Annotated in this window: 10 protein-coding genes; 3 read left to right on the top strand and 7 right to left on the bottom strand. The window is 64.9% G+C overall.

Translation table 11 applies throughout. The annotated features are described in order from the left end of the window. From CG719_RS30640 to CG719_RS30630, 3 genes are all read right to left on the bottom strand, one after another. Complete coding sequence (locus CG719_RS30640) at nt 1-1,152, bottom strand: acyl-CoA dehydrogenase family protein (RefSeq protein WP_100571983.1); 1,152 nt, start codon at nt 1,150-1,152, stop codon at nt 1-3. Nucleotides 1,153-1,803: 651 nt separating this feature from the next. Further along, nucleotides 1,804-2,988: a tyrosine-type recombinase/integrase gene (locus tag CG719_RS30635; RefSeq protein ID WP_100571982.1), complete on the bottom strand. Its 1,185-nt coding sequence runs from the start codon at nt 2,986-2,988 to the stop codon at nt 1,804-1,806. After that, nucleotides 2,963-3,529: a hypothetical protein gene (locus tag CG719_RS30630; protein ID WP_159024988.1), complete on the bottom strand. Its 567-nt coding sequence runs from the start codon at nt 3,527-3,529 to the stop codon at nt 2,963-2,965. Before CG719_RS30630 ends, CG719_RS30635 begins: the two co-directional genes overlap by 26 nt. Nucleotides 3,530-3,668: 139 nt before the next feature. Between CG719_RS30630 and CG719_RS35565 the strand changes: the two genes are divergently transcribed. The 3 genes from CG719_RS35565 to CG719_RS35560 all read left to right on the top strand — a co-directional run bounded on the left by CG719_RS35565 (nt 3,669) and on the right by CG719_RS35560 (nt 5,272). Next, nucleotides 3,669-3,833, top strand: coding sequence for a helix-turn-helix domain-containing protein (locus CG719_RS35565; RefSeq protein ID WP_159024987.1), 165 nt, complete (start codon nt 3,669-3,671; stop codon nt 3,831-3,833). Nucleotides 3,834-3,949: 116 nt separating this feature from the next. After that, on the top strand, nt 3,950-4,909 hold the full coding sequence (locus tag CG719_RS30620; RefSeq protein WP_100571979.1) for an AAA family ATPase: 960 nt from the start codon (nt 3,950-3,952) through the stop codon (nt 4,907-4,909). Between the two features lie 222 nt (nt 4,910-5,131). Continuing rightward, nucleotides 5,132-5,272: a hypothetical protein gene (locus tag CG719_RS35560; RefSeq protein ID WP_159024986.1), complete on the top strand. Its 141-nt coding sequence runs from the start codon at nt 5,132-5,134 to the stop codon at nt 5,270-5,272. Nucleotides 5,273-5,441: 169 nt separating this feature from the next. Here the strand turns inward: CG719_RS35560 and CG719_RS30615 are convergent, their stop codons facing one another. The 4 genes from CG719_RS30615 to CG719_RS30600 all read right to left on the bottom strand — a co-directional run bounded on the left by CG719_RS30615 (nt 5,442) and on the right by CG719_RS30600 (nt 12,593). Further along, a complete protein-coding gene (locus CG719_RS30615; RefSeq protein ID WP_234375836.1) occupies nt 5,442-7,502 on the bottom strand; it encodes an ATP-binding protein in 2,061 nt (686 codons plus the stop codon). Between the two features lie 141 nt (nt 7,503-7,643). Then, nucleotides 7,644-8,324 (bottom strand): M48 family metallopeptidase, encoded by a 681-nt coding sequence (locus tag CG719_RS30610; protein WP_234375835.1) that lies wholly within the window; start codon nt 8,322-8,324, stop codon nt 7,644-7,646. A gap of 34 nt (nt 8,325-8,358) precedes the next feature. Beyond that, nucleotides 8,359-11,451, bottom strand: coding sequence for a type I restriction endonuclease subunit R (locus CG719_RS30605; RefSeq protein ID WP_100571976.1), 3,093 nt, complete (start codon nt 11,449-11,451; stop codon nt 8,359-8,361). Next, complete coding sequence (locus tag CG719_RS30600) at nt 11,448-12,593, bottom strand: restriction endonuclease subunit S (RefSeq protein ID WP_100571975.1); 1,146 nt, start codon at nt 12,591-12,593, stop codon at nt 11,448-11,450. Before CG719_RS30600 ends, CG719_RS30605 begins: the two co-directional genes overlap by 4 nt. Nucleotide 12,594 lies beyond the last annotated feature (1 nt).

The following is a 12,594-nucleotide window of genomic DNA, read 5'->3' as shown; positions in this document are numbered from 1 at the left end:
TCAGCCCTCCAGGAGAGGTTGCTCCAGCAGAGCCCTGCCGGTCCACACGCGCAGGACGTCGGTGAGCGGCGCCATGACGTGGGCGGCGCGGGCGTCGCGCAGGTGGCGGTGCAGGGCCCCTTCGTCGGCGTAGCCGATACCGCCCACCAGTGTGAGGGCGTCGTTGACGACCGCCTGCGCCGTCTCGGCGACCTCCGCCTTGGCCGAGAAGAGCCCGAGCAGGGCCCCGGGGCCGCCGACGTCCGCTTCGGCAGCCGCGTGGTAGATCAGGCGCCGGGTGCTCTCCACACGGGCCCACATGGCTCCCAGCCGGTGCTGCACCAAGGACTGGGAGGACAGGGTGAGGCCGCTGTGCGCGTGGCGGCGGCGCAGCAGGTGGCTTCTGGCTTCCTGCAGGGCGGCGGCCGCCACGCCGAGGTAGGTGCCGGCCATGGCGATCAGGAAGTAGGGCGCGATGACACTGAAGACGTACCAGATCTCGTCTCCCTCCTCACCGAGGAGGTCGGCGCGCGGGACTCGTAGGTCCTGCAGTTGGACGGATCGTGAGGAGTTGCCGCGCATGCCCAGACCGTGCCAGTCCGGTCCCCAGGTCAGGCCGGGGGTGGCGCCGTCCAGGACGACGCAGGAGAACCGGCCGGAGGGCGCGGCGGGGTCGGCGGCGACGGTGGAGACCACATAGGAGTCGGCCTGTCCGCCGTTGGTCACAAAGCTTTTGGTGCCGGTGATTCGCAGATGCCCGGGGCCTTGGCCCTCCATGCGGGTCTGCGGCAGCCAGAACTCTCCACCGGTGCCGGGCTCGGACAGGGCCAGGGTAGTCAGGTGCTCGCCGGCCGCGATGGGTTCCAGGTAGGCGCGGGCGTGGTGCGGAGTGGCCTTTGCGGCGATGACGGCCGAGGCCACCAGATGCATGCCGAAGCAGATCGAGGTAGAGGCACAGGCCCGCCCAGTGGCCTCGCCGACCTGGGCGACCGCGAGCAGTGCCTGGCCCATCCCGCCGAAACGCTCGGGGATCACCAGGCCGCCCATCCGTCGTTGCAGGGCGGCGACGCCTTCCGCGGGCCAGCGCCCCTCGGCGTCCACGGCGGCCGCCTGCCCGGCCAGGGTCTCGTCGGCCACCCGGCGCGCGACTGCCACCGCCTCGCCCAGTTCCATGCGTGCCACTCTGCACCTGCCTTCGGCATCCGCCCTGCCGCCGTCCCTGTGGCCCCTGCAGGCCCGGCGAGCTTCCGGATTGATCGACTTCTCGCAGAGAACATCACTGCCATGGCGCGAGAGGGCATCTCCTACTCAAAGCCCCGCATCTCCCAGTCATGATCTGCGCACCACAGCGGGCATTTGCGGAGCGACAACCCTGCCGCGGCCCGCGCCCCTCCACAACGATGGTGCTGGCGGCGCGGCAGCCGGGGCCGCGTCGTCGTGCCGGACGGCGGTGGTGCAGTTGTCAACGAGGTGACTCGCTGCACGGCGCATATTTTCAGGGTACCGGCGGCGGGCAGGGCGCAGCGGCCCCGCGGGACCTCGACTTCGATGAGCCCGGCCGCGGTGATTAAACGCCGACTACCGAAGCGGCGTAGCACGTTACCTCAGCGATGACCGAAGTCTGCACGCTGCAGACTCCGTTCGAAATCGCAAGGGCCGCCCGACCCACTCCGCCGCAGGTCAGACGGCACTCCGCAAGATCGACTAGACGTTGAAGCGGAACGTTCATGGGATTCCCTCCTGCCCAGTGTTCCCAAGGGTTTCCGCCCCTCGAAGAGGCACAGGGTCAGCACCAAGTCAGCACCGTGTCGCCGAGTCAGCACGTCATGCCGCCACGGCAACGGCGCGTACCGGCGACGGCCGAAGCGCCTGCTGCATCACGTCCCGGCACCGGTCCCACGCCTCCGGCACCAGGTGCCCGTACGTGTCGACGGTCGTCTTGATGTTCCGGTGACCGAGCCAGCGGCTCACTTCGTGGATCGGAACGCCGTTCGCGAGCGCCGTCGAGGCGAAGAAGTGGCGCAGCGAGTGAGGGGTGTACTTCGGCTTCTTGTCCGGGGTGACCACGCCCGCCGCCGCGCACGCCTTCCGCCAGTGGTAGCCGTACGTCGACGCCGTGGGCATCTTCCCCTTGCCCCGCTCACGCGGTGCGAACAGCGCCTCTACGCCGTCGACCTCGACCGTGCCCCAGCGCTTCAGGTGGTTGCCGATCTCCTGGTCAAGGAACGTCGGCGTGGGCACGTCCCGGTACTCGTCCGCCGTACGGTGCTTGAGCGGCACGAAGCGGGTCACGCAGTCACCCTGATTCGCCTTGGCGCTGATCTGCCGGCGCAGCCGCAGGAAGCCCTCTCGCTGGCAGTCGGAGGTCAGCCCGAGAGCCTCGCTGATACGCAGCCCAGCACCCGCCTGGAGCCACACCGTGAGCCGGTACTGATCGGACATGGCGGCGGCGATGGCGTACACCTCCGCGAGCGTCGGTATCTCGTCCGGGTCGACGGCGGCGCCTGCCGTCTTGATCGGCGGCACCCCGTCGCACGGGCTCTCGTATATGCGCCGTTCCTTGACGGCCGTCGCCATCATGGCGCGCAGGATGTTCATGCGGTCGTTGACTGTCGATGCCGCCAATCCGCCGTTCACCATGGCCGTCTGAAGCTTCTTCACATCCGGGATGGTGACGCCGGCGAGGGTGCGGGCACCGAGCGCGGGAACCAGGTGGTTCGAGATGAAGCCCTGGTAGTTCCGTCGGGTCGACTCGTTCACCTGGTGCTGCGCGAGCCACTCTTCCGCCCACTTGCGCATGGAGATCTGCCCGAGCTGGTGGTCGATGTAGACCCCGGCCCGCTTGTCGTTCTCCGCCTTGACGCCGAAGCTCTCGGCCTCCCGCTTCGTGGGGAACGACTTCTCCCGCTGACGCCCCGTCCGCCCACCGGGCTCGCGGTACCGGACTGTCCACAGGTGCGCGCACCGGGTCTTGTTCCGGCAGTCACACTTCTTCAGTACCTGCGCCACTCTTCATCCCCCTGAGCACCTCGTCGGCCTTCTCCGTCAGCTGTCCGCCCGCCTTGCCCTCGACCTTGGTCAGGAAGCCGCGCTTCCGTGCAGCGCGCAGGTGCCCCTTGAGCGTGGCCTGCTTGATGTTCGTAATCTCCTCAAGCGCCTGGATCGGGGCCCGCTCGCCGATCTCGACGACCCGCACATAGACCGCCGAGAGCATGGCCAGGTACCTATCGGTGACCCCTCTGGGCCCGTCGGCGAGCCACCCACGCAGGAGTCCTGCTTCCTCCTCCACGGCCTGGTCAATACCGGCCGGAGCTGCGTCGAGCATCTCCACGAACGGTCTGGTGTCGATCTGCCGGAGCACCGTGCTGGACAGGCCGCGGGCGATCTCCTGCGGGTCGCCGTCTTCGTGAGGCTCGATCCGAATCTCCTGCGGCCCACCGCCCACGGAGTCGGCTGGCCGCCACATCGTCACCTTCCATGAGCCGATACGCCGGTGAATCTCGATGCCCGCACGCGACGGCGGACCGTCAGGGCTACGTGTGATCTCCATGCGAGGAACGTACGAGCCCATTCAGCCCCAGTCAAGTCTAGATGTGACGCATCCGGCTTTGACAGAACCAGACGCATTGCTCAGGATGATGCCGGTACGACGAACCGAAGGAGATCCGCCTTTGCACCACAACCGCCTGATGACCGTTGACGAACTGGCTGAGTACCTGGGCAAGAAGCCCGCCTGGATCTACAACAACCACCGGATACTCGGCCTCCCGTCCCGGAAGGTCGGCGGCAGCCTGCGCTTCCGCATGTCCGAGGTCGACCGCTGGCTCGACCGGGAGTGCCCGGCCTCGGCCTGACCTGCGGTCCTCTCACCCGTACCCGACCGAATGGAGGTCACATGATCCCGCCACCCGGCGGGAGACAGCGGCGCACACCTGTGCCGCTCCGCTCAAAGGAAGGACGGCCACGCACGGTGGGAGCCATCAAGGACAAGGGGCGGCAGCTCCACGAGATCGAGCGGGTCCCGTACGAGGACGCGTTCCTGATCGGCGACCTCCTCACCACCCGGACAACATTGCTGGCGGGCGAGCCCAAGGCGGGCAAGACACTGCTCAGCGCGGGCATGGGCATAGCCCTGCTCAACGGCGAGCCGACGTTCCTCGGCCTGCCGGTACATCGAAGCATCGACCACATCGTCTACGGCCTGACCGACGACGGCGCGGCGGAGGAATTGAAGGAGCGGCTGGACGGTGCCGTACCGGACGACTCTGTGACCATCTTCCCCGTCCGGGACGCGGGGGACTCCGGCTACTGGAAGGGCATCTACGAAGACCTCGCGGACATCAGGCCGGGCCTGTTCGTCCTGGACAACATGCTCGGCGCGCTCGCACCGGGTGAGGACATCTCATCCCCGGTGACAGCGCAACGGTTCGGGCACAGCTTGCGTCCGATCACGGACATGGGCATCCCCGTTCTGGTGGTGACGCACACCCCGAAGGGAACGGCGGAGGGAATGAGCGTCGCATCCTCGCCCATCGGCGGACGGGCGATCGCGGCCGGCGCTCGCGGCATCATCACCTTGAGGAACTCCGGCAAGCGCGGGCGGCGCATCGAAGTCAAGATGAATCGCGCCCGGGAAGACCTCAACCTCGACGTCACCGTGCACCGGGCCAGCGCGACCAGCGAGGTCCCCGTCTGGGAGCGGGCGAGGCCCCAGATCAAGGCCGTCGACATGCCGAAGGCGAAGCCCTGGGACGAAGTGCTCGCAGCGCGGATCATCGAGGAGCAGCCGGAGGAGACGAACTACAGGCCGCTCGCCCAGCGGTACGCCCCGACGGTCGGCAAGAGCGTGGAGACCATTCGCCCCAAGCTCAGGGATGCCCTGGAGTACGTCGACGGGCGCTGGACCCGGAGGCGCTCCGAGCCCGCCTGATCCGTGGTGGTGGTGATGCAGCCCCCTTACAGGAAGTGTCACCACCACCAGCTACCTCGCTCCGCTCGGCAAGCCTCGCTCCTCCTTCTACTTACATAAGTACGTCAGGATCTCTGGACACTGGCGGCCTGTGGCCGACCAGCACGCAGGCCACTGGGGGACTACGAAAGCCCGAGGCCTCGAAGCCCGCCAGGCAAAGGCAGCGGCTCCCCGAAGGAGCTGTTGAACGAGCAAAACGACTTACGCAAGTACGCGATTGCGTCCAGCGGCGAAGCCGTAAGCCTGTGCAGCGGCGAAGAGCAAGTACGTGAAGCCGTGAAGAAGCCCAACCAGGAAGCGGCCTATCGGCCGTTCTTCACGTAGACGACTTACGAGGCTCGACTTGCGTACTTGCTCTCACCGCTGCCTTCCTCGGGGCCGCGGATGCGGCCCACTCGTCAGGAGTCGGTGAGGCTCACGTCCAGTTTCTGACGCCGTTGCTCCCTACCCATGCCGTTCCGCCGTTGCCCTTCACCGCCGTAGGGATGGGGCCTCACGAGGTGGCGGCAGCTCCGATCGTTCCGCTGTCCCCCGCCCTGGCCGCGGGCACCGTACCGTCGCCCACCAGATCCATGACCGCGTCAGTGTGTTCCCTGATCAGATAGTCCATGGCGTGCTCGGTCGACGACTGATACTCAAGCTGCTCGCTGTAGAAGCGAAGCCGCTCCTGCGCGTCCTCGATGATCTCGCCCCAGGTGCGTACCCAGATCCGGTACGTGGGCTGGTTGACAGCACATCCAGGCATCCGGTCCTGCTGGTGGGCAAGTTGGCGAAGACCGTCGTCCATGGCATTGCCGACGAGCCAGAAGTCCCAGGTCACCTTGGGGTCCCGGAACCGGTCGTCGTTCATAACCGCTTGCGCATAGCTGTTGATCTGCGTGAACTCGGACATGCCGAGGGTGACACTCGACCTCTTGAGTTCGATCACGAGGTGGTGACGCTCCCCTTTCCGCTGCCGGGCAGCACGGGACAGCATCAGGTCGACGATCCCCCGACTCCCGTCCTCCCTCAGAACGGGGGCCGGTGCAGGTGTGTCCCGATCGAGAAGACGACAGTGCTGTCTCAGTACCTCGTTCAGACTGCGGTCGCTGACGTGCAGTCCGTACTCCTCGCCGAAGATCCAGCACTCGTTCTCCAGGATCCGGTGCAGCTCCGTGCGTTCCTTGACCCGCCCCTTGGCCACGGGGTCGAAGACGAGGTGCTCCAGGGCAGACAGGAAATCGAGGCGTCCGGTTGTCGCGGTCGACGCCTTGATCAGGGCGGACAGTGGCGTACGATCCAGCAGCCGACTGAGTTCCGTCTGCTCCTGCTTGGAAAGCGCGAATAGCTCCTCGGCGATGCGCAGCACTTCGCCCGGTTCGTGGGTCAAGACGGAGCGCAGAAGCGCGAAGGACACCTTCTGGGCCCTCTTGCTCGCCGGCAAGTGCCGGACGACCGCGGTCGCCACGGCGTCAAAGGTCTCGCGCTCCGCGCGCTCCTGGTCGTTGGCGGGCTCGCCTGCATACGGGTAGAAGCCTTCCGCACGCCACGAGTCGACGAGCTCACGACGGCGCTCATCGGCTCGGGAACGGAAGTGCTCACGCATACGCTCTCGGGCTTCGGCCAGCACCTCGGCAGCGGGCCCCTCCGGTGTCCAATCGGCGAAGGCGAGGTCGCCGACCGAATCATCCTCGAACCCCGACCAGGACAGGTACGCCGTGAAGTGGAAGCCCGGAGCCTGGATCTCCGGCTTCAGCTGCGCCAAGGACATACCTCGGCCGTCGCAGAGGAACAAAGCCCGGGAGTACGGACGCGACCATTCGATGATCTTCAACTGGGCCGACGGGTGAGAACTGTCCGGCGGAGCCGCCACCTCGTACGTCTCGACGTGAACCTGCTCAGACGCCGGGTCCAGCCGCGTCCCGTCGTAGGTGATGCAGATGTCCGGGTACGCCTCCAAATGGAGCGCGAAGGCGGCAGTCAGCGCCGTACGGGCGGCGTCCTCGGTCAGCTTCTGGAGGTCTTCCCCACCGAACGCCTCGAAGATCGTCCCCGTCACGTCGGCCGTCGGCTCGGGATCGCTGACGTCGAACTCGTCCATGGAGCCGCGATCGGACTCGATGACCACACGACGGCGGATCCCCTGCATTCCGCTCACGCTGGTCCAGCGCACCTCGCTGCCGAGCGCGAAGGCCCGGACTCGGCCTCGCCCGTTCTTCCCGTGCAGCACGCGCTTCTTGACCTCGCTGACCTGCGTGCGCTTCTTCCAGGACGTACCGATCTGCTCGAAGTAGTCGCCGCACTTCTCCGCCGCGATACCAGTGCCGTCGTCGATCACGGCGACCCGGTCGACTCCACCGAAGTCGTTGCGCTCAAGCACGACGGTGACAGTCTCGGCGTCCGCGTCGAGAGAGTTCCAGATCAGCTCCTCGACGGCTCCGACGGGATGGCGCAGGCGTGCCAGCTCCTCGACGTGCCCCCGCCCTACGGTCAACCGAAGCTTCGCCATGGGGTCAGCACCTTCCGCGTCATCGTCATCTGATGGGACTGAGGGGAAGCTGGACGCCTCCCCCATTTTTAACTCGCATAGCTGATAAACGTCACTCGATATTTTCGAGCAACGGAAATGCGTCCACTGTCCCTACGGGCTTCAGGGCAGACATGGGGCTGTTGCCGTGGAGAAGGCCGCGTCGGACACAAGTAGTCCTCGCTGCACTCAACGCCCCGTCCATAGCTCGTCAGAGAGCGGTGCGTCATTCAGGCGATCACGGCGACTACGCCAGTCCGGCAGGAAGCCATCCATCAGCTGGGCGAAGCGCTGGCCGTGTCCCCGTTCGAGATAATGGACCATCTCGTGAACGACGACGTACTCAAGGCACTCTGGATGCTTCTTGGCCAGTTCGGAGTTGAACCACAGGCGGCGGGTCTCCCGGTTGCAGGAGCCCCACTTGGTCTTCATCCGGCGGATACCCCACCACGGCACCGAAATCCCGAGCTTGGTCTCCCAGCGCTCGATGAGCGCAGGGATCGCCTGACGGAGTTGCTCACGACACCACCGGTCGAGCAGGTCGCGACGGCGCTCCTCACTCGTCCCGCTCGGCACGTAGAGCACCATTCGGTCGCCGTCGAGTTCTACATGCGGGCGTCCGGGCCGCTCGATGACCTTCAGGCGTCGTCGCACACCCCACACGTAGTGGGACTCTCCGCTGACCATCTGGCGCACTGACTGACGCTCCGCCGAGCGCAGTTGATCCTGCTGACGCTTGATCCACGGCAACCGCTGGATGACGGCCAGGCGAACCTGATCGTCATCCAGCTGCTGAGGCGCGGCCACCCGAACGCGCCCTATGGGGGGGTACACACCGATGTGCAGGTTCTTGATGTCCTTGTAGACCACGTGGACGTCAATGCCCCGGACCGCGAGACGGGCGCTAGTGGTACTCATGCCTTGCCTTCACCAGTTCAAGGAGCTCATCAAGCCGACCGAAATCGTCGGGCAGCGCTCGCTTCAGCGCGTTCCGAACCTTCCGCTCCCTTAACGGGTTACCCACCCATGCATGCGGCTTCGAGTGGAGCACCGCGGTGTCGACCTCGACAGCCAGTCGCTCATCAGGGAGGAAGAAGTCGACCAAGGCCCGCTTCGCCCCGTTGTTGGCCCAGGCGGGGTACTTGTACGTGTCGTCGGACTCTCCCCTACCGAGCTGCGCGGCAGTCTCCAGCAGTTTGGCGAGGTAGTCCTGGTACTCGATCGCGCCCTGGCGCCGCTTCTCGATTATGGCGTCGAGCAGCTCCGACATCTTGTCGAAGTACTTCGGATTCGTCGCATGCTCTTCAATGATCAGCTTGCGCATGTTGTTGGCGACCGTCTCGGCGACGGCTTCAGGGCTGCTCTTGATTCCCTTCGGCAGCTTGTCGAGGGCCCCGGCTCCCAGTTCGACGATGAGTTGAACGAGGCCGGTGTCCTCGAAGTCGGACACGGTCTCGGACGCGTCCGCCTGGATGTAGGTGTCCAGAAGGAACCGCATACCGGCCTCGTACTGCTTGAAGTCAACGTCCTCGCCGGCTCCGAGCTTCACCTCGTCGCGGACATCCGTGTAATGCCGGATCTCAGCGCGGATGTCCTCGGCCTCCTGGCTGGTGTATCCGGCGGCTTCCATGTCGTTGGCCAGGTTGGCGAAGGCCCGCGTGACCGCGGCAACGGCCTTGTAGAGCTCGACACGCTTGGGCTCGTTGGCCTTGAGCTGCTCGGCGTTGCCGGGATCAGCCGCACAGAAGTACTGCTGGTACTGGAGCGTGTTCCGGGGCTGCGCAACCACCTCGCAGAGCGCACGGATTCGTTCCAGCGCTTCGTCGAGAGCCTCTCGCCCCTTCTCGATCCGGTCAGTCAGCAGGCCCTCGATGTCTTGTGGTTCGTACCCGTCGAGTGCCCCGGACGTGTAGTCGGTGATGGCGTCCTGTAGGGAGTTGAACAGGTCGCGGTAGTCGACGATGCAGCCGAACTCCTTGTCGTCTCCGTCGAGTCGGTTGACCCGGCAGATCGCCTGGAACAGGCCGTGATCGCTCATCTTCTTGTCGATGTAGAGGTACGTGGCGCTCGGCGCATCGAACCCGGTCAGAAGCTTGTCGACCACGATGAGCAGGCGCATCCGGCCAGGCTCCTCGACAAACTGTCGCTTGACCTCTTTCTCGAACTCGTCAACCTTCGTCATGGCAGCGTCTTCGGACTCTCCGAAGTGGTCGGCGAGCATCCTTCGATAGATGTCGTACTGACGCAGCTTCTCCGTCTGGCCTGCGCCGGAGTCCTCCTTGGAGATATCTCCGGGACTCGGGGCGTAACTTGTGACGATGGCGCACTTCCCTCGGAAGCCCGCGTTGCAGAACAGCTCGTAGAACTTGCATGCCTGGTAGATGCTCTCGCCCACGAGCATGGCGTTACCGCGCCCGTCCATCAGGCGGGGCTTGGTCTCCATGTCGAGCAGGATGTCCTGCACGATCTGCTTCGCCCGAGGCTCGGAGGAGACGACCTTCTGCATCGTGCCCCAGCGCTTCTTCAGCTCCGCCTTCGACAGGTCGGTCATGCCCCGGGTCTTGGCCTCGAACCACCTGTCCACCTGCGCTGGCGATGTCAAGTGCTGGTCGATGGAGCGGGCTTCGTAGCAGAGGTCGAGCACGACGCCGTCCTCGACGGCCTCGTCGAACTTGTAGGCGTGGATGAACGACCCAAATTTCTCCATACTGGTGGCCTTGTCCGCCTTGAGCAGCGGTGTCCCCGTGAACCCGATGAACATGGCGCCCGGCAGCAGGTCCTTCATCGCGTCGTGCATCTTGCCGGACTGAGTGCGGTGGGCCTCGTCGACGAAGACGAAGAGGTTGCCCTTGGCCTTGAAGCCCTTGGGGATCCTGGCCTTGAGCTCCTTGATGAACTCGTTGTCGGCCTTGGATCCGTCCTTACCATCCGCCGAGCTACCGAACTTGTGCACGAGAGAGCAGATGAGCCACTCGGCAGACTTGTTCAGAGTGCCGAGGAGGTCCACGCCACTACTGGTGCGATAGATCTGCTCGTTGACGCCGTTGAAGACCTTCTCGATCTGCTCGTCCAGCTCGGTGCGATCGGTGATCAGCAGGACTCGGGCGTCGTCTTGGTGCTCCCGGATCCACTTCGCCAGCCACACCATCGTGAGCGACTTCCCCGAACCCTGGGTGTGCCAGATGATGCCGCCCTCGCGACGACCGATACGTTCCTGCGCGGCCTTGACGCCGAAGTACTGGTTGTGACGGCACGCCTTACGGACACCGGAGTCGAAGACGGTGAAGTCATGGATCAACTCAAGCAGTCGCTCCTTACCGCACATCTGGAGCAACGCACGGTCCAACGGTTCCTCGACGGGGGAGGGCTCCTTCCACTGCAACCAGTACTTCTCAGGCGTGTCGATGACGCCGTAGCGCAGGCCCTCCACGTCGTTGCCGGCGAGCACGAGCTGGACGGTGGAGAAGAACGACCGGATGAACCCGGTCTTCTGATTCCCGATGGTCTGCCGGATGCCCTCGCTCACGGCGATCCGAGAGCGCTTGAGTTCCAGAGTTACCAGGGCCAGGCCGTTGATGTAGAGCACGATGTCGGGTCGCTTCGTCTGCTTCCCGACAATCGTCACCTCTTCGACGACTACGAAGTCATTGGCCTGCGAGTCGCTCCAGTCAATGAGCCAGACCGTCTCGTACTGCTCGCCGGCTCCCGGCTTGACCTTGACCCCGTAGCGGAGCAACTCATAGACGGCGCGGTTCGCCTCGTACAGATCACGACCGCTACCGAGCGCGGCGGCCTTCTTCAGCTGGTCGATCGCCTTGTTAACGAGAGCTCGTTCGTAGCCGCGGGCGCAGAGGTTCTGCTCCAGCAGTTCAACCTCGATGTTCGAGTTACCTGCGCGGCGCTCCCAGCTACCGAGATAGCGGTAGTGCAACTGCTCTTTGAACAGCCGCACGACCCGGTTCTGAGCCTCGCGCTCGATTTGCCCGACATCGCTCATTCCGCTGCCCCCCCATCGCCGGTCAGGCGCTTGCGTCCAGTGAGGAGCTGCTGCATCATTCCGGCCTTGATCGAAGAAGCCTGATCCAGCTGCCGTCGCAGCCCTTCCAGCTCGCAGTCAACAGCGGACAAGACGTCGGCAATCGCCTTCTGCTCAGCACGATCCGTCGGCACGGTGATCTCGAAGGAATGCGCGTCGTTCCGGTTGAAGGTGGGCACTCCGGACCCGCTAGCGAAGCGTTCTAGGCCGAGATACGCCAGGAAGTAGAAGGCGAACTTCGCGTCTACTCGCGCGAAACTCGTCACCCAGAGCGAAGTGTTGTGGGGCCAGTAGTCGCCCTCAACAAAATGCACCTTGCCGATCGTCCCAGAGCGCCCAGTAACGACACCAGGTCCTTTAGCCATGGCTTTCGCGTGGTGCCGAGCAATCCCGTTGGAGTACACGACGGGGTATGGGCCGTTCACAACCCGGGAGGTCGGCAGGTCGAAGCCTCGCTGCAGGGGCAGGAAGTCTTTGAGCGGGCCAGTGCTCCATTCCCCGGAGTGACCGGGAAGCCGGTTCTGGCCCATGAGGAGCTGCTGCATAAGCCCTTGCTTGACTGCCCGCTTCTTAGCAATCAAGCGCTCCAGGGCGGCAATCAGCCGATCCGCATCGTCTAGGACCTGGCCGATCGCCTCCTGCTCGGACGGTGACGGAACCACGAGATTGAACTCGGCGATTTCAGCACGGTTGATCTTAGGAATTCCACTGCGGGCCGAAACACTAGTCGCGAAGTCCGTGAACTTCTTCCCGAGCATCGTATGCAGAATAAATGAGCCACTGACTCCTGGTTTAGGGGTGAGCGGGTACATGTCCGCACTGCATAGAGCCCGGAACTTGCACAGGTGCGCCTTCTGCAGGTAGGGACGGATCTTGCTGTACACCACGTCCCCTGGCTCGACAATGTACTTTCCGCTGATCGCCCCCTGATCCGCAGCCGACGACTTCGCCAGGAGACGCCCCGAGCGCGGAGCAATATGGTCTGGGGCAATCAGAGGAAGATTCCGGTATCGCTCGTTACGAGGGTCGACCTGCCCATTACGGATGGAGACCAGGTCTAGGAGCCGCACGCGATTCCAGGCCGTGGGGACGTCGTCCGGCATA

This window comes from Streptomyces sp. CB01373 (assembly GCF_002803075.1).
Classification (GTDB): Bacteria; Actinomycetota; Actinomycetes; order Streptomycetales; family Streptomycetaceae; genus Streptomyces.
The sequence above is the reverse complement of the archived record's forward strand: the minus strand, read 5'-3'. Positions and strand labels throughout refer to the sequence as shown.